This is a genomic window from Sphingobium sp. TA15 (genome assembly GCF_037101235.1).
Classification (GTDB): Bacteria; Pseudomonadota; Alphaproteobacteria; order Sphingomonadales; family Sphingomonadaceae; genus Sphingobium; species Sphingobium indicum.
This window is the reverse complement of sequence record NZ_AP025355.1, coordinates 1,670,460-1,690,667: the sequence shown is the minus strand read 5'-3', so window position 1 is coordinate 1,690,667 and position 20,208 is coordinate 1,670,460. Positions and strand designations below refer to the sequence as shown.

Below are 20,208 nucleotides of genomic sequence, written 5' to 3'. Positions count from 1 at the left end.
ATTGCGGCCGGGCCCTCCTGCTTCCGGGCGACCTTATCGGTAGCGGCCCTTTTCGTGGGTCGAACCGCTAGCCCCGCTGAAACGGGCCTGGGCGTCATCGTCCTGCGATCCGAACAGGGCCTGCTGCTCCCGCTCGGTGCGCCATGCGGTCTGCGCCTGTTCCGCGGTCTTTTCCAGCGTCACCTTCTGCGCGTCCACCGACCGGATCCAGGATGACGGGATCGAATGATGGACGCCGCCCGACTCCTGGTCGTTCTTGGTCAGGATGATGCGGTCGCCGCGCAGCTTGTCGACCGTGCCGACATGTTCGCCGTCGCTGCCGACGACTTCCATATGCTCGCGCACCTGCTGGACCGCCTGACGCTGCTCGCCGCGACGCGTGCGCCAACTGCCGAACTCATTGTTGAAGCGTTCGCGGTTTTCGCGCTGATATTCGGCATAGTCGCGGTCCAGTTCGTCGATCCGCTGCTGGCGCCAGGCATGGTAATTGGCGTCGTGATGCTCGCCATAATCATGGTTCGGGCCATAGGCGCGCACGCGATAGCCATGATCCTCGCTGCCGAAGCCGCTGCGTTCGCCGGTATAGGGCGCGTAGCCGCGATTGGGCAGGTAGCGGCCCGTATTGGCGGCGGAGGCGTAGCCGATCCGGCTGCTCTGGTCCCGCGGATCGCCATAGGGACGGTTGTAATAATCGTCATATTCGCGGCGGCGCTCCGCCTCCTCATCGCCGAACCAGCTCCGGATCTCGTCACCGGCGCGGTCGAGGAAGCCCCGTTCGTCCGGATCATAATCATCCGCCGGACGCCGGTTGCCCGACCCGCCATATCCCGATCCCGGCCCGCCGAACTGGCCGCGCGTGCCATATCGATAGCTGCGATCGTCCCGCCAGTCGCGCCGCGCACGGTAACGGTCGGAATCCCGGTCCCAGTCCGTCCAGTTACGATCGCCGTCACCATAGCGACGTCCGCCTTGGTAACCCATTGTCCGTCTCCTTGTCTGCCTTTGCGTCTGCTTCTGCACGACGTCCCTTTGAGATGCCGTCACCGCACCAATGAGCATGCCGCCGCATCGTTCCGGGCGTTACGCAGGAGTAATGTCCCGCCTTTGCCCCGGCAGACCGGCCGCGCCGGAGGATGGAGGGCGGCTCCATTTTTTGCGCAAAAAGACCGTTGCATGGCCGCAATCCGTCGCTTATAGGCAGCGCTCCTTAACGGGGCCGTAGCTCAGCTGGGAGAGCGCGTCGTTCGCAATGACGAGGTCAGGGGTTCGATCCCCCTCGGCTCCACCATTTTCCAGATCAGTCCTGGATTCCTACCCGACAGGCAGGCATTCGGGGATTTTTCGTCCATCTGCCGCATCGGTGCCGATGCGCAGGCGTGGAAGCCATGTCCGCGCCGCCACATGTCGCTGGACGGGCGAAGCCGATCTGCCGGGCAAGCGCGGCAGGTCAAAGCGGAAAGGACTTCGCGCCCATGGAAAGGCCGTCTCAAACGGCGCTTTCCGTCCGTTCAGGCATCCGCAATCGTCGGATCGGCCGCGCTCATGCGTCGAAGTCGGCTTCGGTGAGGGCGCGGACCTGATCGAGGTCGACGCCGGGCGCGCATTCGATCAGGCGGAAGCGGGCGCTTCGATCGGCGCGCGCAAAGACGGCCAGGTCTGTTATCAGCATGTCGACCACCGCCGATCCCGTCAGGGGAAGGGTGCAGCTCTTGCGGAACTTGGGCGTGCCGTCCCGCGAGACATGGTCCATCAGCACGATGATGCGCCGGACCCCCGCGACCAGGTCCATCGCGCCGCCCATGCCCTTCACCATCTTTCCGGGGATCATCCAGTTGGCGATGTCGCCATTTTCCGCGACCTCCATCGCGCCCAGGACCGAAAGGTCGATATGGCCGCCGCGGATCATGCCGAAACTGTCGGCCGATGACACATAGCTGGTGCCGGCGAGTTCGGTGATCGTCTCCTTCCCCGCGTTGATGATGTCGGCGTCGACATGCGCGGCATCGGGATAGGGGCCAAGGCCCAGCATGCCGTTTTCCGACTGCAGCGTCACGTCCATGCCTGCGGGAATATTGTCGGCGACCAGGGTCGGAATGCCGATGCCCAGATTGACGTAGAAACCGTCGCGCAGTTCGCGCGCGGCGCGGGCGGCCATGTCGTTGCGGGTCCAGGGCATGTCAAACCTCCTTGCGCACGATGCGCTTTTCGATGCGCTTCTCGTTCCGTTCGGCAATGATCAGGCGCTGCACGAAAATGCCGGGCGTGTGGACATGGTCGGGATCGATCGCGCCGGCGGGAAGCAGCTCCTCGACCTCCGCGACCGTGACGCGGCTGGACGTCGCCACCATCGGGTTGAAGTTGCGCGCCGTCTTGCGATAGACGAGATTGCCCTTCTCGTCCCCGCGCCATGCCTTGACGATGGCAAGGTCGGCCGTCAGCCCGGTCTCCAGGATATAGCGCTCGCCGCCGAATATCTTTTCCTCCTTGCCCTGCGCCACGATCGTCCCGACGCCCGTCCGCGTGTAGAAGCCGGCGATCCCCGCGCCGCCCGCGCGCAGCCGCTCCGCCAGCGTGCCCTGCGGATTGAATTCCAGTTCCAGGGCGCCGGTCAGATATTGGCGTTCGAACTCCTTATTCTCCCCGACATAGGAGGAGATCATCTTGCGCACCTGCCGGCTCTGCAACAGCAGGCCCAGGCCGAAATCGTCGACGCCCGCATTGTTCGAAATGACGGTAAGATCCTTGACGCCGCTGCGGCGGATCTCGTCGATCAGCGTTTCGGGAATGCCGCAGAGGCCGAAGCCGCCCGCCGCGATGGTCATTCCGTCGAAAAGCAGGCCCGAAAGAGCCTCGCTGGCCGTGTCGTGAAATTTTCTCGCCATGTCGTTGGACTCGCATGCTGCTGAGGTGGTGCCGCTATCGGCGGCGGCGATATGTGGGCGTCGGAATGCGGGGCGGCGATCGCGGGCGCCGTCTTGCCGCTAGGCACTCCCGGCCAAAGCATGTATGGAACATGATTGTAGAACAATCAAGAGGGGTCCTATGGAGGCCGGTTTGGAGTTCGAGCCTGCTGGCACGGCGCGCAAGGTGGTCCTGGGCATATTGGCCGGGCTGGACGAGCGGCAACTCGTCCCCGGCCAGCGGCTTGCGGAAACGGACCTCGCGCTTCGCTATGACGTCGGCCGTAACGCGGTGCGGGAGGCCATGCAGCATCTGTCGGTGCGCGGGATCATCGAACTGGAGGCCAATCGGTCGCCCTCGATCCGGAAGCTCGACCTGGCCGAGAGCATGGAGGTGCTCGACGTCGCGGAGGCGATGACGGCGCTCGCCGCCCGCACCGCGGCCGGCCGATATGTGGAGCGCCTGCACGCGAAGCTCCTGCGCGACGTGCTGCAGCGCCTCGACATGGCGGCGGCCGACCGGGAGGAGGGGGCCTTCAACGCGGCGCGGCGTCAATTTTATCGCGTGCTGCTGCGGATCGGCGACAATCGCGAGTTGCGCAGGCTCTTTCCATCCGTGGGCATGCACATCATCCACGTTCAATATTCGATGCCCGAACTCCAGAAGGTCCGGCGCCGCGACTATGCCGATATGGCGGCCGCCGTCATGAAGAAGGATGCGGCGCTGGCGGAGGCGGTGGCCCGCCGGCACGTCGACAACGTCCGCGGCGCCATCGCCGATTGGCATGCGCGGCGGAGCGACGGTCATATGGGGGCGCGCTGATCATGACCAAGCCGGAAGGCTGGCGGCTCGACCCCGGCAATTACCCGGTGCGCGGAGACTTCCAGACGCGGTTCCAGGACCTGGACGTCAATGGCCACATCAACAATGTCGCCTTCGCCGCGCTGTTCGAGGGCGGCCGCGTCATGCTGAACCGGCAGGTCGACGCCCTGGCCAACCGGCCGTCGAACGAGCGCACTGTGGTTGGCGACCTCCACATAAGCTATCTGGGCGAAGGCAATTTTCCCGATCTCGTCCATATCGCGTCGGGCTTCGGCCGCCTTGGCCGCACGAGCTGGACGATCCATCAGGCGATGTTCCAGAACGGCCGCATCATCGCGACCTGCGATACGGTCATCATATGCCGCACGGACGGGCAGGCAAAGCCGCTGCGCGACGAACTGAGGGCCGATCTGACCGCAAGGATGGCGAAGCAGGCATAGGGTTCTCAATGCGGCCGTCGAGGTCCGACAAGCCCCGGAAGCGCGGCTCCCTGGTCTCCATCCGATTTTAGGGAAACGAACGTCCATCCGCCCTGCGGAAAACGGCCGCCGGAACGTTGAAGAGCGCGCCGCCGCCATTGATCCCGATGTAACGGCAATGCTCTCGGCGGAAGCGGGAAGGGGCTTCGTCAGGCTGGCAGCGAAGATCGCGCCATGTGCGCGGCAGGCAATGGGCGGCGGCTCCTTTGCCCTGCTTTCATGCGCAATGTTAATTTAATATATCGTCGAAATCTCTTTGACAGTTTCGATATATGAAACTATAAACGATAGAAAGTTCATTTTATGGATGAACGCCAAGGCATTTTTTGCGCATTGCCGCCGAAGGTCGGCGCGGCGCCGGTTTTCCGTCTGGAAATGCGCGTGGCCGCCTTGGGGCCAGGGAATAATGTATAAAGGGGAAGTGGGAGATGGACATGACTGAAAGGGCGAATCTTCATTTGCGGGGCAGGCTGGTCTTTGCGGCGGCGTCGGCCGCCATTGCACTGGTGGGCGCCATGCCGGCCCATGCGCAGTCGGACGCCGTTCCGGGCGGCGCCGATGCCCCCAGGGATTCAAGTCAGGACATCGTCGTCACCGCGCAGAAGCGCGCGTCGCGCCTGTCGGACGTCCCGGCCGCGATCTCCGCCTTCAGCGGCCAATATATCCAGGAGCGCGGCGTCAGCGACTTCGAAGGGATCGTGGAGCAGACGCCCGGCGTCAGCATCACGTCCGATTTCGGGGGCAGCGCGTCCAAGGTGATTTCGGTTCGCGGCCTGGGCGGCAGCGACGATTATCGCCCGAACGGCAGTTCGTCGGCGGCGCTGCATATCGACGACGTCTACCAGACGTCCAATCTCTTCCTCTCGCTTCCCTTTTTCGACGTGGAGCGCGTGGAGGTGCTGAAGGGGCCGCAGGGCACGCTCTACGGCCGCAACAGCACGGCGGGCGTGATCAACGTGCTCACGCGCGATCCGGGCAAGGATCTCGACGGCTATGTGACGGCCGAACTGGGCAGTTACGAACGCTATCGCATCGAGGGCGCGGTCGGCGGTGCGATCACGCAGGATATTTCCGCCCGCATCGCCGTCCTGCGCGAATGGGGCGGCGGTTACATGAACGGCAAGGGCGCCGGCTCGCTCGCCGGCACGCGGGTCTTCGCGGGCACGCCGGTGGTTCCCGATCCGGGCGCTCGCAGCGGATGGGGCGACCGCGACATGCTGGCCCTGCGCGGCACGCTGCTCTGGACCATGCCCACCGGCGGCAAGTTGAAGCTCAAGGCCTTCATGAGTCGCGACAAGGGCGAGAACCAGATCACCGACAGCGTCCAGGGCATCAACAACAACGGCTGGCTGGAACCCGACAACGATCCCTACACCTTCTATTCGTCCCGCTATCCGATGCGCGACATCCGGATGCATGGCGGTTCGCTGAACTATGAGCAGCCGCTGACCGATGACATCACGCTCACCACCATCCTGGGCTACCAATATGGCAAGCGCTTCGTGGAGGGGGCCACCGGCGGCCCGGCGCGCGTATTCGATTGGGATTTCAACGACCGCGTGCGGCAGAAGTCGCTGGAAGCCCGCCTGGCGGGCGACCTTGGCCCGATCGACTGGGTGGTCGGCGTCTATGCGATCAACGACAAGGTCAAATTCATGACCGATCTGGACTATACCGATGTCGCGGCGACCCGCGTCCGGACCAATTATACCCAGACGCGCAAAAGCCGCGCCGTCTTCGGCCAGGTCGAATGGCCGATCACCGACAAGTTCACCGTTACCGGCGGCCTTCGCTACACGGACGACAAGGCGCGGTTCGCCGGATCGACGATCGACCTCAATCCCTATGGCATCTCGCAGGGCGCCAGCCGCTTTCCCGCGGTGCCCGTGTTCTTCGACAACCGGGCGCACGACAATAATGTGTCGGGACGGCTGACGCTGTCCTACAAGCCGATCGAGGAGATCAAGGTCTACGCGTCCTACGGCACGGGCTACAAGGCCGGCGGCTTCGACGGATCGTCGATCTTCAGCGCGGTGGAGGCGCTGCCGCTCAAGCCTGAAAACGTCAAGGCCTATGAGGCAGGCTTCAAGGTTTCGACCGCCGCCGGCTTCTATGCATCGGTCGACGGTTTCTATTACGACCTGTCGGAATTGCAGGCATTCACCATCGTTGCGCCCAACACGCCGAACGTCCGCATCAATGTCGGCAAGTCGATCCTCTACGGCGTCGATTTGCAGGTCGGACTGAGCCTGTTCGACAATGATCGGCACAGCCTCCGCCTGGAAGCGGGTGGGACGCTGCTCGACAGCAGGATCACGGAATTCCAGGGCACGCCCGCTCAGGTCGCCGCAAACCTTGGCAACGATCTTCCCGCCGCGCCGCATCGCACCGCCAACGCATCCCTGGTTCACAAGCTCCAGCTCGGCGGGGGGCTGGAGTTCACGACCACGTTCGACGCCCGTTACAAGAGCGCCGAATTCAAGCGCCTGAACAATGTCGCGACCTCCAGGGTGCCGACATATGCCCTGTTCGGATTGCGCGGGGAACTGTCGTCGGATGCGGGCTGGTCGGTATTCGCCTATGTCCGCAACCTCACTGACGAGGTGTATGCGATCGACCGCAATCTGGCGCAGCGCCTGGTCGGGTCGCCGCGGCTGTTCGGCGGCGGCGTGCGGTATGAATTCTAAGGCCCGCTCCGCTTCGCTTGCAGGGAAATCGGCGCCCTGGAATATTGTCTGAATTGGCTTTCCAATCCGTCCGGCGCCCTGTGCGCCGGGCGGCCCGGAAAGCGCCTTGGGAAGGCCGGAACATGTCGATCAAACGCATTCTGATCTTGTTGCTTGCCATTGTCGGCACGTCGGTTGCGCGAGCCGAGGACGGGAAATTCACGATCGCCGTCATTCCGGACACCCAATATTACACCGATTACCGCCATCAGACCGAGGAGGGCTTTCCCTTCGATGCGCGGGAACTCTTCTTCGATCAGATGCGCTACATCGCGGAGAACGCGGAATCGCAGGGCGGCGACATCGCCTTCGCCACGGCGCTCGGCGATGTCTGGCAACATGCCAGCCAGCGCATGACCCCGGAATATGCCGCCCAGGGGTACAAGCATATCCAGACATATCTGACCAGCCTGCCGCAAATCCATCCGGATTCCCGCGTGCTCACGGTCGAAATGCCGACGGCGCGCCGGGGATATGAGATGATTGCCGGGAAATTGCCCTTCTCGGTCGTGCCGGGCAATCACGACTATGATTCGAACTGGGCCGATTCACGCTGGCCGGAAGGCCAGGGGGGCCTGCCCAACGGCATGCTCGCCTATGGCGGGCTCAAGAACTGGACGTCCATATTCGGGGCGGACACGCCCTTCTTCAGGAAGAAGTCCTGGTATGTCGCCAGCTATAATGGCGGCGCCGACAGCGCCCAGCTCTTCGATGCGGGCGGCTACCGCTTCCTGCATATCGGGTTCGAGATGGCGCCGTCCGACGCGGTGCTGAAATGGGCGGAGGGCGTGATCAAGCGCTACCCCGGCCTGCCCACCATCGTCAGCACGCACAGCTTCCTCAACCGCGCAGGCGAAAGGCGCGAAAATCCCGCCGTGGATTTCAAGGCGGTCAATCCCGTCCACAACAATCCGCAGGACGTGTGGGACAAGTTCCTGTCGCAGAACGACCAGATCTTCCTGATGCTCAGCGGCCACCAATATGGGCAGGCCCATCGCGTCGACCTCAACAGGTTCGGGCACAAGGTCTATCAGGTGCTGTCGGACTATCAAGGGCGCCGGCAATCCTTCGTGACCGCCGCGCCCGCGCGAGCGAACGAGCGCGAGACGATCGGCGACGGATGGATGCGGCTGATGCAGTTCGACCTGTCGGGCCCGAAGGCCAGCGTGCAGGTGAAGACCATCTCCACCTATTACAAGTCCACGGCTTCCAAGCTGCCGACCTATTCGGCATTCTACAAGGAAAAGGAAAAGCCGACTGCGACGGACGAGGAGTTCATCGCGTCCGACGAATTCGCGCTGGATCTCGACGATTTCCATGCCCGCTTCGCGCCGGCGCGGTCCGCGCGCGGCGACGGGCGCAAGTGACGGGCCTGTCGAAGCGACAGTCTCCGGAAGTCATGGCGGGCGCCGGGCCGAACGCGCCGAAGAAAACGGGAAGTCGCGACCCCATGTGAAGCCAGTTTTGATGGGCGCCGCGGGGGCAATCCCGCCGCCACATCCGCGCCCCTGGCGCCGGGAGAGAAAAGTGGATGAAACCAATCAAGTTGCGACTGCTGCGGCCGCCGCCGAAGTGCGGAACAGGTCGGGCGCCCGGACGATGCTCTGGATATTGCTCCTGGTCTATATTTTCAACTTTCTCGACCGGCAGATCGTCAACATCCTGGCAGAGCCGATAGCCAGGGATCTTTCGCTGTCCGACACCCAAATCGGCTTGATGACGGGCCTGGCCTTCGCGCTTTTCTATACGGTGCTGGGCATTCCCATCGCCCGGTTCGCCGATCGCCCCACGACCAATCGCGTCGGGCTGATCTCCATCTCGCTCGCGACCTGGGCCGGGATGACGGTGCTGTGCGGCATGGCCCATAATTTCATCCAGCTCCTGCTCGCCCGCATCGGCGTCGGCATAGGGGAGGCGGGCTGCACCCCGGCGGCGCACTCGTTGATCAGCTCCACGGTCGAACCTTCGAAGCGTTCGTCGGCCATCGCCTTCTATGGCCTCGGCATTCCCATCGGCACCCTGTTCGGGCTGGCCATAGGGGGCTTCGCCAACGATCTGTGGGGATGGCGCTTCGCGTTCATGCTGGTGGGGGCTCCCGGCATCCTGATGGCCATGGCCCTGCCCTTCCTGATCCGGGACGAGCGCAGACGGCCGGCGGCCGCTCCTCCGGCGCCTGGGGCCGATCTGACCGTCGTCGGCGCCCTGCGGGAGGTGTTCGGCACGCGCACCTTCCTTCACCTCGCCATCGGGGCCTCTTTCACGGCTTTCCTCACCTATGGCAAGAATGTCTGGGCCTTGATCCTGTTTCAGCGCTCGCACGGCCTCAGCGTGGGAGAAACGGGGCTGCTGCTTGGCATCGCCATCGGCGCGGCGGGGATCGTCGGCACCTGGCTGGGCGGTTACATGGCGGACCGTTTCGGCCGCGTGGACAAGCGGCATATGCTGACCACGCCCGTGATCGGCATGGCGCTCGGCGCTCCCATTCTCTTCCTCGGCTATTGGATCGACGAATGGCATATCGCCCTCGTGCTGATCTTCATACCCACGGTGTTCAACGCATCCTATTACGGCCCGACCTTCGCCTGCCTGCACGGGCTCGTGCGGCCAGAGGCGCGGGCGATGGCCAGCGCCATACTTCTGTTCATGCAGAATCTGGTCGGGCTGGGACTGGGGCCGCTGCTGTTCGGCATCTTGTCGGAAATGCTGAAGCCCGCCGTCGGGGCCGAAAGCGTGCGATATGTCCTTTATGGCGCGGCATGGCTGGGCCTGATCCCCGCCTTCTTCCTGTGGCGCGCAAGCCTGCGCCTCAATAGCGAACTGAAGTCGGGCTGAAGCCGGGAAACGGCTCCTGGAAATGCTTGCGCGGCCAGGCTCCGGCTACGCGCCGCCGGCAAGCGCCCTGATCCGGGCGGCAAGCGAAACGAGGCGCGGCCCGACATCGTTCCGCATCTCATTCTCATTGGTCCGGAAAGCCGGAACGGCGCACACCAGCGCCAGGCATTCCCCATCGGCGGTCCGCAGCAGCGGAGCCGCCACCGCCAGCGTTTCGGCCCGCCAGGACGAGGCGAAGCAGAAACCGTCCGTCTTGCAGTCCTCCACGCCCTGGTCGGCCTCCGCCTTTCCGTCGGCCAGTTGCGGGGCGGTCTCCAAGGTCCGCTGGTGAAGCGCGGCGCGCTCCTCCGGCGACATGAGCGACAGGATCGCGCGGCCGATGGCGGTGCGATAGAGCGGTACGGAAAATCCTATGTCGGAAATATAGTCGGGCAGCGCCGTGTCGTCCGATCGCGTGACGTCCAGCATGATGGCGTTGAGGTCGTTCGACATGGCGATCGACACGTTGCCGCCGGCCCGCACGGCGAAATCGCGCATGAAGGGGCGCGCGATCTGCCGAATCTTGAACCGCGCCAGCAGCGGATAGGCCACGGAAAGAACCTGGGAACCCACGCGATAGGACCCGCTTTCATTGAGGCCCAGATAGCCAAGTTGGACCAGCGTGTTGGTCAGGCGCGAGACGGAGGATCGCGGCATTCCCGTCCGGGCGGAAATCTCCGAATTGCTGAGCCACGCGTCATCCGGGCGGAATGCCGCAAGAACCCGCAAGCCCCGCTCCAGCGTCGTGGCGAAGAAGGGGTCGGAATATTTGGAGGAACGCTGCCTCGTGATCGATCCCTGGTCTTCGGCCGGCACAGATTTTCCCACTTCCATCCCCTCGCGTCCGATTCGCCTGTCGGCACCCGCGCACCAGCTTCCGCAATTACACAGGAACTGGAGCGGCCAAAAGCATCCTCCTGATAGGCCATGCCGAGAAAATTTAAAAGTTCCGACATACCGACGATAATCCTTTGACAGTTTCGATATATGGAACTATTATGACTTATCATTCAAGCTAAACCGTGGGGGAGGCGCCGGATGCAGCAAGCCTGCATCCGGCCCGGCCTGAGCCGCGGGTCGCACGAAATGGAATATTCCCAGCATGAGCATGGCGCATAACGATGTCCGGACTTCGTACGATTATATCGTGATCGGCGCTGGATCGTCGGGATGCGTCGTCGCCAGCCGGCTCAGCGAAAGCGGGGAACATTCGGTGTTGCTCGTCGAAGCGGGCGGCCCGGACACGCTGTTCTGGATGCGGGCTCCGCTGGGGACCGGGCAGATGCTGCGCCGGACCGACGTGATCTGGCCCTATGAGACGGAGGGGGTGCCAGCGCTGAACGGCCGAAGGCTGAGCTGGCCGCGGGGCAAGGTCGTCGGCGGTTCCAGCTCCGTCAACGGCACCATCTTCATCCGGGGCCTGCGCGAGGAATATGATCGCTGGCGGCAAATGGGCAATATCGGCTGGGGCTATGACGATGTCCTGCCATTCTTCAAGAAATTCGAGAATTTCAAGGGCGGAGACCCGCGCTACAGGGGGCGGGGCGGCCCGATTTCGGTGGAGCGCCTCAGGCTGGATCTGCCGGTCACCGGCGCGTTCCTGGATGCGTGCGCGCAGGCCGGCATAGCGGCCAATGCCGACTATAACGGCGCGTCGATCGAGGGGGCGAGCCCGTTGCAGTTCAACACCCGCTATGGACGGCGGCAAAGCGCCGCCGTCGGTTATCTTTCCCCGGCCATGAAGCGCAGGAACCTGCATGTCCTGGCGAACACGCGGGTCAGGAAGATCGATGTCGTCGGCGGAAGCGCCAGCGCCGTGGTCTTGCAGAACGCCGGCGGGGAACAGACCATCCGCGCCGATAGAGAGATCATCGTCAGTGCAGGCGCGATCGGTTCACCGCAGTTGCTGGAGCTTTCCGGGATCGGCAACGGGTTCATCCTCAAAGATGCCGGCATCCCTGTCGTCCACCATTTGCCCGGCGTCGGCGAGAATTTGATCGATCACCTGCAAACCCGCATCAGCCTGAAGGCCAGGAATACCGCCGGCCTGAACGAACTGGTCCGCAATTACCTGTTCCGCATGAAGGTGGGGGCGGAATGGCTGTTCCTGGGCCGGGGGCTGATGTCGACCCCGCTCGCGTCGGCGCATGCCATCGTGCGGTCCCGGCCGGATGCTCCGATGCCCGACCTGAAGCTCCAGCTTCACCATTTCAGCGGCCAGGACCGGATGGCCTACAGCAAGGATCTGGGGATCGACCCGCATCCCGGCCTGACGATAGGCGTCGTCCAATTGTCGCCGCGATCGCGCGGCCATCTCCACATATCCTCGCCCGACGCGAATGCCGCGCCCCTCATCTACCCCAACCAGTTCGAGGACGAAGAGGATGTCCGGGTTCTGACAGCGGGGATCAGGATGGCGCGGACCATCGCGTCGCAGGATGCGCTCTCCAGATTCGTCGTGACGGAATTGCGGCCCGGCGCGGCGGTTTCCTCCGATGAGGAGATCAAGGAATATATCCGGCAAAGCGGCCAGACCTCCTATCATCCGATCGGCACGTGCAAGATGGGGCGCGACGACTGGGCGGTGGTCGACGATCGGCTGCGCGTCAGGGGGGTCGACCGGCTTCGGGTCGTGGACGCCTCCATCATGCCGACCATGCCGTCCTCCAACACCAATGCGGCGGCCCTGATGATCGGGGAAAAGGGCGCCGATCTCATCCGCCGGACGGCGGCGTGAGGCAGCCCCCATCACGCATTCTCAATCCTGGAGAGGATCATTGGCAGAGATCGTTCGGCGTTGCGAGGAAGCAATATCGCTCGGCCTGAAATGGCTTGTCGAGCGCGTATCGGACAGCGGCGAGCTTGAAGGCAGCGAGTCCATATTGTTCGGCTATTACAAGGCTCTCCTGACATTGACCGTCGCCGGCCGCTATCTGGAGGCGGAACGCGTCGCGCGCAAGATAAAGCGGGACTTCTACCGGGACGGGCAGTTCGGGGGCGAGCAATATCCGGCCGCGACGGTCGGACCGATCTACCGGGATTCGTGGCTGACCTGGGGAGCCCATCTGGCCGGTCGCTACGACATGTCCGTTCCGGCGGCGAACGCCATAAGCGGGCAGCTTTGCCCGACCACGGGCGGCGTCCTTGTCGACGGACAGGGGCGGGTCGTCGATGTCGGCCTGACATGCTGCGCCCTGACGGCGCTGCTCGCCGCGGGGAGGAGCCATGAGGTCGCGAAGGGAGCCGATCTGGTTCGCGCCCTTGTCGAGGACCAGCCCGAACCCAGGGAGGCGTTATATTTCCGGTGGTCGCCTGAAAGGGGATATGTGCGGCCGGCGGCGGGGGAGGATGGCAGGGGCTGGACGGTCCGGCGGTCGGAAAGCGGGCAGATATATTGGTATATCGGATATGCTCTCGCGTTGATGGCGCAGATGAACCTGCTGACGGGCGAGCGCAAATGGATCGATGCGGCGGAAAAGCTGCTGGCGTTCGTGAACGGATGCCATCCCGAAATATCTGAATCGACCTCCAACGGCAAGATCGCCTGGGGCTGCGCCGAACTGTTCGCCGTGACCGGGGACAACGGGTTCAGGGATGTTTCCGCGCGCATGACGCAATGGATATGCGATGTCCAGGCGCAGGACGGCCGCTGGTATAGATCGCCCGACCAGTCGACCCCCGTCGCGTTCGACGCCACGTTCGAGCGCGTCTTCTATCTCAGCCGGATTGCGCGGGCGCTCCAGCGGTAGATAAGGGAAACAGCATCCGCGGCGCGCCGGGGATATGGGAGAATGGCCGTGATGAAGCTTAAAGACGTCTATCCGCTCTATCTCAACAACCGGGCGGCGCAGCCCAATGCCGACCTGGCGGTGACCGACAAGTTCACCGGGGAGGTCGCTTTCCGCACCGCGCTCGCGACGCCGGAGATCATTTCCGAAGCCATCGCCGGGGCCGCGCGCGCAGCCGAGCCGATGGCGCGGCTGGCGAGCTTCGAACGGCGCGACATCCTCGCCCATTGCGTCACCCGCTTTCAGGAGCGTTTCGACGAGCTCGCCTATGCCCTGTGCGTCGAGGCGGGCAAGCCCATCGCCGACAGCGAGGGGGAGGTGGGCCGCCTGATCGACACCTTCCGCATCGCCGCCGAGGAAGCGACCCGCAATTATGGCGAGGTCCAGCCGCTCGACATTTCGGCCCGCGCCAGGGGCTATATGGGGATGTGGAAGCGCGTGCCCATCGGCCCGTGCAGCTTCATCTCGCCCTTCAACTTCCCCCTCAACCTCGCCGCGCACAAGATCGCTCCGGCCATCGCGATCGGCTGCCCCTTCGTGATGAAGCCCGCGTCGCTGACGCCGCTGGGCGCGATCATCATGGGGGAGGTGCTCGCCGAATGCGACATATTGCCGGAGGGCGCGTTCAGCATCCTGCCCGCATCGCGCGCGGGCGCCGACCTGTTCACCACCGACGACCGGCTGAAGCTGCTCAGCTTCACGGGTTCGCCGGACGTGGGCTGGGACTTGAAGGCGCGTGCGGGCAAGAAGAAGGTCGTGCTGGAACTGGGCGGCAACGCGGCGGTCGTCGTCGACAAGGACGCCGACCTGGACCATGCGCTGGCGCGGATCATCTTCGGCGGCTATTATCAATCGGGCCAAAGTTGCATCCATGTGCAACGCGTGATCATCCACGAGGATATTTACGACAGGTTCCGCGACATGCTCGCCGCGAAGGTCCGGACCCTGAAATCCGGCGATCCCAAGCTGCGCGACACGTTCATAGGCCCCATGATCTCGGTCAACGAGGCCAGGCGGCTGAAGGGCTGGATCGACGATGCGGTCGCGGCGGGCGCGACCCTGCTCGCAGGCGGCGGATGCGAAGGCAACATGCTGGAAGCCGCCTTGCTGGAAGACGTCCCCCACGACACCGACCTCGTGCGGGAGGAGGCGTTCGGTCCGGTGGTTATCCTGTCGAAATTCTCCGACTGGAGGGCTGCGCTCGCCGAGGTCAACGACAGCAAGTTCGGGCTTCAGGCCGGGCTGTTCACGCGCGACATCCACAAGGTGCTGGAGGCGTGGGACCATCTCGACGTCGGCGGCATCGTCGTCAACGACGTGTCGAGCTACCGCGTCGACAACATGCCCTATGGCGGGGTCAAGGACAGCGGGCTGGGGCGCGAAGGCGTGCGCTTCGCCATGGAGGACATGAGTGAAATCCGCAACCTGGTGATCCGGCGAAGCTGACGCGGCCGTGGCATTCGGGTAGACGCGGTCCGATCAATCCCCGGCGCTCGACGGAAGGGCCTTTACCGCCGGCGATTTCGGCGCTTATGCCGGTTCCATGACAGATATGCTTCCCACAGGCCGCGCCGCCGCGACGGTGGTCATCCTGCGCGACCGCCCCGGCGCCGACGCGGAAATCCTGATGGTGGAGCGCGCATCCAGCATGGCCTTCGCAGCGGGCGCGCTGGTCTTTCCGGGCGGCGCGGTGGATGCCGGCGACCATGCCCTGGCCGCGACGATCGCCGACGGCCTGCCGTTGGACGAAGCGGCGGCGCGGATCGCCGCCGTGCGGGAGACGCTGGAGGAAAGCGGCCTCGCCATCGCCTTCACCTCGCCGCCGGGGCCGGACCGGATCGCCGTCATGCGGCGGGCGCTGGCGGCGGGGGCGGGGCTGGGCGACATACTCGACGACCATGGGCTGGAAATCGCGCTGGATAGGCTGCTGCCCTTCGCCCGCTGGCATCCCGCGCATCTGGAACAGGCGCGGCGGGTGTTCGACACCCGCTTCTACATCGCCCGGGCGCCCGAAGGACAAGTCGCGAGCGTCGATGCGACAGAGAATGTGGCGCTTTTCTGGAGCAGCGCGGCGGACATGCTGGCGCGTTGCGACCGGGGGGAGGGGCAGGTCATCTTTCCGACGCGGCGCAATCTGGAACGGCTGGCCCGATTTGCCAGCTTCGACGATCTGGCCGCCCACGCCTTGTCGATCCCGGTCGAAACCGTGACGCCCTGGCTTGAGGAAAGGGATGGAACGCCGCATCTCTGCATCCCCGATCATCTCGGCTATCCGGTGACGGCGGAACCAATGGGGACAGTCCGGCGTGCTTGAGCCATGCGACGAATCCATGTCTTCCTGCGCCGCCTGGTCCATGTCGCGGCGATATTGATCCTTTGCCTGGTCGGCTATGCCTATGTCGCCCGCCAGCCGCAGAATCTGCCCTGGACGCGCCTAGACCTCTCCCAGCCCGTCGGCCTCTTCACCGGGCGCAAGCTCGCCATGCTGGCCGCCCGTCCGGCCGAATGCCGCGCCCTGCTGGATCGGGCGGGCGTCGCCTATGCGCGGATGAAGCCGGGCGGCGAGGGCCGTTGCGCCTATGCCGACGCCGTGCGGCTGGCGCCCGCCGAGGGCGCCATTGCGCTGGAGCCGGCAGCGGTGGCGCCATCCTGCCCGGTTGCGGCGGCGCTCAAGCTCTGGGAATGGCAGGTGGTCCAGCCCGCCGCCCAGCGCCATTTCGGCCGGGCGGTTCGGAAGGTCACGCATTTCGGCGCCTATAGCTGCCGCCGCCTCTATGGACGCAGTGCCGGGGATTTCAGCGAGCATGCCACCGCCGACGCCATCGACGTGGCGGGTTTCATCCTGACCGATGGCCGTCGGATCGGCGTCGCGGCGGACTGGAAGGGAGAGGGGAAGGAAGCGGATTTCCTGCATGAGGTCCGCGACGGCGCCTGCGCGCTGTTTTCGACGGTCCTGTCGCCCGATTACAATGCGGCCCATCGCGACCATCTGCACCTCGATCAGGCGGAGCGCGGCGCACGGGGCGGGCGCGCCTGCCGTTGAGGGCCTGGGGCCATCGACATTCAGCCCTAATCCAATATCGCCCTCGAACATGGGGCATGGAGGGTCTATGATCCCCGCGCCTTTCAGGCAGGAGAGGACGCCATGCCGCAATTCGTGATCGAACGGGACATGCCGGGTGTCGGTGGATTATCGCCCGATCAGCTCAAGGACGCGTCGCAGGGATCCTGCAATGTCCTGCGCCAGCTTGGCCCGGACATTCAGTGGGTTCACAGCTATGTGACGGACGACAAGATTTACTGCGTCTATCGCGCGCCCAGCGAGGAACTGATCCGTCGGCACGCCGAAATGGCGGGGTTTCCGGCGAACAGCATCGCCCGGATATGCGCGACGATCGATCCGACGACGGCGGACTGATGCGTCGGGGAAGTGGGGATGCGGGGTGAGGCGCGCCGCGCCCCTCCGCGGAAGCAGGCGACGGCGGAACGATCGCCGGGCCGAACCCTATTGTCGCAGCCTTTCGATCGCCTGCGCCAGCGCGACATAGAGCTTGCCCATGTCGGAGGAGAGGATCGCCACGCCCAGCGCATTGCCGTCGCGGGCCGACAGGATGATCCGCAGCATCGATTCGAAATCGTGGATATAACGGTTCACATGCTCCTGGAATTCAGGATCATTGTCGTAATGCAGGGCGATTTCGCGGGACTCGCCCGCGTCCAACAGCTTGACGGCACGACGGGTGAAGACGCCGCGGTCGCCCTTCAGATAGGCTGACCAGGCCGAATCCGTCACATCGTTCGACAGGATCTTCGAAACGTCGATGGCCGTGCTGTTGAGCGATTCGATGATCAGCGCGGACCGTCGCGCGAAATGGTCGCGGTCGCGGTCTTCGGCGGCGCGCTCGGCCTCCTCTATCCGCGCCTCCACGCTGGCGCTGGTGTCGGCGATGGTCAGCAGCTGGCGCGTCAGGCGGTCGGATGCCTGATGCGCGGCCCTCACCGCTTCCTCCGCCACCCTGGCGACCATTTCGATCTGGGCTGTGACCTTTTCGTCGATGGCGCGCTGCATCGCCTGCTCGCTGGCGTCGGCAAGCGCCTCCGCCGCTTCGGGAATGGCGCGGCTCAGCGCCTGGCGGGCGCGTTCGGCGGCCTGGTCGGCGGTGTCCTTCACCCGCAGCAGCGCGGTGACGAGCAGCGGACCGGCTCCCTCGGTGATGCGGGTGGCCTCCTGATGCGCATTGTCGAGCGCGGTGCGCAGCTTCTCCACCAGTTCGCGATTGGCGTCGACGCCGCTCTGCGTGCTTTCCAGCCATTCGGTCAGGCGTCGGCCCTGTCCGCGCAGCAGTTCCTCGGCCTCCTGGGTGCGGCCGAGCAGCGCTTCGGAGATCGCCTCCAGCCGCTCCATTTCCGGCGCCGCGCTGTCGAGCAGGGTGCGGCTGGTCTCGATCCGCCCGTTGAAGCGCTGGAGCGCGGCGGGGAAGGTTTCGTCGAGTTCGCGCACGCTGGAATCGAGCGCCATCATCAGCGTTTCCGCGCTGCCGATCAGCTTTTCGGCGGTCATGCCGCCAGCCCCCAGCGCGGCGTCGATGCGCTGCGTTTCGGCGGTCAGGCGCGACAGCGCTTCGGTCAGCCGCTCATTGCGGGCGAGGGCGGACTGTTCCATCGCGGCAAAGCGCGACTGGGCGGAATCGACCGCCTCGTCCAGGCTGCTTTGCAGGCCGGAGACAAGCGCCCGCTGGCCCTCGACCAGATCGTTGATCTGGTGCAGGCGGCTTTCGATCTCGCCCACATGGTCCGCGAGATGGGCGACGGTGTCATCCCCGATGGCGGCGATGCTGTCGCGCGACCGGGCTATCAGCGCCTCCAGCGCCTCCTCGTGGCGGGCGATGCTCTCGTCGCTCAGCCTGATGCCTTCACGGGTTTGCGCAATGGCCGCTTCCACCCGGCGGCGCAGTTCGGCCTCCACGGTCTCGGCGTCGCGCGCCAGTGTGGAAAGGGCGGATTGGCTGGTGGCGGCGATGCCGGCCTGCGCGCCCTCGATCAGCGCCTTGAGCGACGCGGCCTGCGCGGTCAGATTGGCGTCGACCGCCGCCATGGTTTCCTGCGCCCGCCCATGGGTGGTTTCCAGGCGGTGCAGCACGTCGATCTCGACGCGGTTCAGTTCCTGCGTCAGCAGGGCGATGACCGACTGGGCGGTTTCCTCTATTTCCGCCTTTGTCCGGTCGGTGAGGCCGCTCAGCAGGATCGACTTCTGTTCGATGTCGAGCCGGCTCTCCTCCATCGCCTTGCGCGCGCTCTGGGTCGTCGCCTCGATCCGGCCCGAAGCGACATCGGCCATGCCGGTCACTTCCTGCGCGGCGGAGCGGGTGGCTTCCTGAAGTTCGGTGAGCTGGCTGGACAGGCTCTTGGTCGCGGAAAGCGTCCGGCTGCGGGCGTCGTCGGAAATCTCGCCCAGCGCATGCAGCCGCGCCTCCAGCATGTCGATGCGTTCCGCCAGCGCATGACCATTGTCCATGATCTGCGCGGACATGCGGGTTGCGCGATCCTCCAGTTCCGGGATGGCGGCGACCAGCGCCTCCATGCGCTGCACAAGCGCCAGCCCGGCGCGTTCGGCGGCCTCGGCGCGTTCGGCGGTGCTGTTGGCCCGGCTCGCGATCAGTTCGGCCGAAGCCTCCATATTGCTGCTGGCGGCGGCGCCATAGCTGTCGAGCAGTTCCGCCTGGTCCTGCATGCTCTGGCGCGCGGTTTCCAACTGGCCGGCGATTCGCGCGACCCGCAGTTCCAGCAGTTCGGCCTCCGTCCGGAGGGCGCGGGCGGTGTCGCGATAGCGGCGGGCTTCGCTCCGGCTGTTCCGCAAGAGCAGCAGGTAGCAGACGCCCAGCAGGATGAGCGGGACCAGGATGGTCGCAACCAGCCCCGGCCACGCCGCAGGCCCGGCGCGCCATTGCCCGGAGGACAGCGTCGCCCAGCCGGAAAAGCCGATCCAGCCAAGGCCGGCGGCGAGCAACGCCCAGGTCGCGGCGCGCATGCCATGGCCTTCGCTTTCCGCGGGCATGCCATCGTCCTCCAGGTCCAGGACGGCCTGTTTCAACAGCAGGGCGTCGTCCGCCCGCGCCGCGTCATCGGTCGCCGCGTCCTTGTCCCGCCAGAATTCGACGATTGTGCTGCCCCCGTTCATGCGGCCCATCCTAGCAGCTTTTGCGCGTACGAAAATGCCCTGTTACCAAAACTTAACGCAAGCCAGATAGCGTTGACCCCATGTCCTATGATCCAGGCGCCCTGAATGCCGCTCTTGCCGCCGCTGTCGGCGACGACAGACCGCTGATAGAGGATCTGCGCGTCGCCTTCATCGAAAGCGCCGAACGGCAGGTCGATCTGCTGGGGCGGTCGCGCTGCGACGCGAACTGGCAGCTTGCCGCCTGGCGGCTGAAGGGGCTGGCGGCCAGTTTCGGCCTGACCGGCCTGATGGCGATGGCCGATGAAGCGGCCGACGCCGCGCCGGGCGACCCGCGCATATTGCGGCGGCTGCGCGCCGCGCTAGACGACCTTACGCAACGTTGACGCGTCAGGCTGCTTGCGCGATGCCCTCCGCCTTGTAAAGGTGGACTGAACAAGGATCGG

17 protein-coding genes and 1 tRNA gene are annotated in these 20,208 nt (G+C 65.0%); 13 read left to right on the top strand and 5 right to left on the bottom strand.

The window, feature by feature from the left end; translation table 11 throughout:
* Window positions 1–33: 33 nt before the first annotated feature.
* The gene (locus Sj15T_RS08385; protein ID WP_013040608.1) at window positions 34–981 is read right to left on the bottom strand and encodes a DUF2171 domain-containing protein; all 948 of its coding nucleotides are present in this window, start codon (window positions 979–981) and stop codon (window positions 34–36) included.
* 231 nt (window positions 982–1,212) lie between these two features.
* On the opposite strand from Sj15T_RS08385, the gene Sj15T_RS08380 reads away from it, so the two are divergent.
* Window positions 1,213–1,288: transfer RNA gene (locus Sj15T_RS08380), tRNA-Ala, on the top strand.
* Window positions 1,289–1,540: 252 nt separating this feature from the next.
* Here the strand turns inward: Sj15T_RS08380 and Sj15T_RS08375 are convergent.
* Together Sj15T_RS08375 and Sj15T_RS08370 are read right to left on the bottom strand one after the other, a co-directional pair.
* Window positions 1,541–2,176, bottom strand: coding sequence for a 3-oxoacid CoA-transferase subunit B (locus Sj15T_RS08375; protein ID WP_013040607.1), 636 nt, complete (start codon window positions 2,174–2,176; stop codon window positions 1,541–1,543).
* A gap of 1 nt (window position 2,177) precedes the next feature.
* Complete coding sequence (locus Sj15T_RS08370; protein ID WP_007682752.1) at window positions 2,178–2,882, bottom strand: CoA transferase subunit A; 705 nt, start codon at window positions 2,880–2,882, stop codon at window positions 2,178–2,180.
* Window positions 2,883–3,042: 160 nt separating this feature from the next.
* Between Sj15T_RS08370 and Sj15T_RS08365 the strand changes: the two genes are divergently transcribed.
* The 5 genes from Sj15T_RS08365 to Sj15T_RS08345 all read left to right on the top strand — a co-directional run bounded on the left by Sj15T_RS08365 (window position 3,043) and on the right by Sj15T_RS08345 (window position 9,760).
* Window positions 3,043–3,723 (top strand): GntR family transcriptional regulator, encoded by a 681-nt coding sequence (locus tag Sj15T_RS08365; protein ID WP_013040606.1) that lies wholly within the window; start codon window positions 3,043–3,045, stop codon window positions 3,721–3,723.
* Between the two features lie 2 nt (window positions 3,724–3,725).
* A complete protein-coding gene (locus Sj15T_RS08360) occupies window positions 3,726–4,163 on the top strand; it encodes an acyl-CoA thioesterase (protein WP_013040605.1) in 438 nt (145 codons plus the stop codon).
* 473 nt (window positions 4,164–4,636) lie between these two features.
* A complete protein-coding gene (locus Sj15T_RS08355) occupies window positions 4,637–6,889 on the top strand; it encodes a TonB-dependent receptor (protein WP_253720652.1) in 2,253 nt (750 codons plus the stop codon).
* Between the two features lie 122 nt (window positions 6,890–7,011).
* On the top strand, window positions 7,012–8,295 hold the full coding sequence (locus Sj15T_RS08350) for a metallophosphoesterase (protein ID WP_013040603.1): 1,284 nt from the start codon (window positions 7,012–7,014) through the stop codon (window positions 8,293–8,295).
* 160 nt (window positions 8,296–8,455) lie between these two features.
* Complete coding sequence (locus tag Sj15T_RS08345; protein ID WP_025772664.1) at window positions 8,456–9,760, top strand: MFS transporter; 1,305 nt, start codon at window positions 8,456–8,458, stop codon at window positions 9,758–9,760.
* Window positions 9,761–9,805: 45 nt separating this feature from the next.
* Here the strand turns inward: Sj15T_RS08345 and Sj15T_RS08340 are convergent, their stop codons facing one another.
* Entirely contained in the window at window positions 9,806–10,615 is an 810-nt protein-coding gene (locus tag Sj15T_RS08340; RefSeq protein WP_233431864.1) for an IclR family transcriptional regulator, read from the bottom strand.
* A 286-nt stretch (window positions 10,616–10,901) separates the two neighbouring features.
* Here Sj15T_RS08340 and Sj15T_RS08335 point away from each other — a divergent pair, with 286 nt between their 5' ends.
* From Sj15T_RS08335 to Sj15T_RS08310, 6 genes are all read left to right on the top strand, one after another.
* Window positions 10,902–12,536, top strand: a complete 1,635-nt coding sequence (locus Sj15T_RS08335; RefSeq protein ID WP_013040600.1) for a GMC family oxidoreductase N-terminal domain-containing protein — start codon at window positions 10,902–10,904, stop codon at window positions 12,534–12,536.
* 40 nt (window positions 12,537–12,576) lie between these two features.
* Window positions 12,577–13,548: a hypothetical protein gene (locus Sj15T_RS08330; RefSeq protein WP_013040599.1), complete on the top strand. Its 972-nt coding sequence runs from the start codon at window positions 12,577–12,579 to the stop codon at window positions 13,546–13,548.
* Window positions 13,549–13,590: 42 nt separating this feature from the next.
* On the top strand, window positions 13,591–15,033 hold the full coding sequence (locus Sj15T_RS08325) for an aldehyde dehydrogenase family protein (RefSeq protein WP_013040598.1): 1,443 nt from the start codon (window positions 13,591–13,593) through the stop codon (window positions 15,031–15,033).
* A 106-nt stretch (window positions 15,034–15,139) separates the two neighbouring features.
* The gene (locus tag Sj15T_RS08320; protein ID WP_013040597.1) at window positions 15,140–15,901 is read left to right on the top strand and encodes an NUDIX domain-containing protein; all 762 of its coding nucleotides are present in this window, start codon (window positions 15,140–15,142) and stop codon (window positions 15,899–15,901) included.
* 3 nt (window positions 15,902–15,904) lie between these two features.
* The gene (locus Sj15T_RS08315; RefSeq protein ID WP_013040596.1) at window positions 15,905–16,630 is read left to right on the top strand and encodes an extensin family protein; all 726 of its coding nucleotides are present in this window, start codon (window positions 15,905–15,907) and stop codon (window positions 16,628–16,630) included.
* A 102-nt stretch (window positions 16,631–16,732) separates the two neighbouring features.
* Window positions 16,733–17,005, top strand: coding sequence for a DUF4242 domain-containing protein (locus tag Sj15T_RS08310; protein WP_007688441.1), 273 nt, complete (start codon window positions 16,733–16,735; stop codon window positions 17,003–17,005).
* A gap of 87 nt (window positions 17,006–17,092) precedes the next feature.
* Here Sj15T_RS08310 and Sj15T_RS08305 read toward each other — a convergent pair whose 3' ends face one another.
* Window positions 17,093–19,765 carry a hypothetical protein gene (locus Sj15T_RS08305; protein ID WP_041386478.1) on the bottom strand — a complete coding sequence of 891 codons (2,673 nt, stop codon included), beginning with the start codon at window positions 19,763–19,765 and terminating at the stop codon, window positions 17,093–17,095.
* Between the two features lie 80 nt (window positions 19,766–19,845).
* Between Sj15T_RS08305 and Sj15T_RS08300 the strand changes: the two genes are divergently transcribed.
* A complete protein-coding gene (locus Sj15T_RS08300) occupies window positions 19,846–20,148 on the top strand; it encodes a hypothetical protein (protein WP_007688437.1) in 303 nt (100 codons plus the stop codon).
* The last annotated feature ends 60 nt before the right edge of the window (window positions 20,149–20,208 follow it).

What these genes read in the sequence shown, in the direction of transcription:
- Sj15T_RS08385 (WP_013040608.1), bottom strand. Translation starts at nt 981, where the DNA reads ATGGGTTACCAAGGCGGACGTCGCTATGGTGACGGCGATCGTAACTGG.
- Sj15T_RS08375 (WP_013040607.1), bottom strand. Translation starts at nt 2,176, where the DNA reads ATGCCCTGGACCCGCAACGACATGGCCGCCCGCGCCGCGCGCGAACTG.
- Sj15T_RS08370 (WP_007682752.1), bottom strand. Translation starts at nt 2,882, where the DNA reads ATGGCGAGAAAATTTCACGACACGGCCAGCGAGGCTCTTTCGGGCCTG.
- Sj15T_RS08365 (WP_013040606.1), top strand. Translation starts at nt 3,043, where the DNA reads ATGGAGGCCGGTTTGGAGTTCGAGCCTGCTGGCACGGCGCGCAAGGTG.
- Sj15T_RS08360 (WP_013040605.1), top strand. Translation starts at nt 3,726, where the DNA reads ATGACCAAGCCGGAAGGCTGGCGGCTCGACCCCGGCAATTACCCGGTG.
- Sj15T_RS08355 (WP_253720652.1), top strand. Translation starts at nt 4,637, where the DNA reads ATGACTGAAAGGGCGAATCTTCATTTGCGGGGCAGGCTGGTCTTTGCG.
- Sj15T_RS08350 (WP_013040603.1), top strand. Translation starts at nt 7,012, where the DNA reads ATGTCGATCAAACGCATTCTGATCTTGTTGCTTGCCATTGTCGGCACG.
- Sj15T_RS08335 (WP_013040600.1), top strand. Translation starts at nt 10,902, where the DNA reads ATGAGCATGGCGCATAACGATGTCCGGACTTCGTACGATTATATCGTG.
- Sj15T_RS08325 (WP_013040598.1), top strand. Translation starts at nt 13,591, where the DNA reads ATGGCCGTGATGAAGCTTAAAGACGTCTATCCGCTCTATCTCAACAAC.
- Sj15T_RS08320 (WP_013040597.1), top strand. Translation starts at nt 15,140, where the DNA reads ATGCTTCCCACAGGCCGCGCCGCCGCGACGGTGGTCATCCTGCGCGAC.
- Sj15T_RS08315 (WP_013040596.1), top strand. Translation starts at nt 15,905, where the DNA reads ATGCGACGAATCCATGTCTTCCTGCGCCGCCTGGTCCATGTCGCGGCG.
- Sj15T_RS08310 (WP_007688441.1), top strand. Translation starts at nt 16,733, where the DNA reads ATGCCGCAATTCGTGATCGAACGGGACATGCCGGGTGTCGGTGGATTA.
- Sj15T_RS08305 (WP_041386478.1), bottom strand. Translation starts at nt 19,765, where the DNA reads ATGAACGGGGGCAGCACAATCGTCGAATTCTGGCGGGACAAGGACGCG.
- Sj15T_RS08300 (WP_007688437.1), top strand. Translation starts at nt 19,846, where the DNA reads ATGTCCTATGATCCAGGCGCCCTGAATGCCGCTCTTGCCGCCGCTGTC.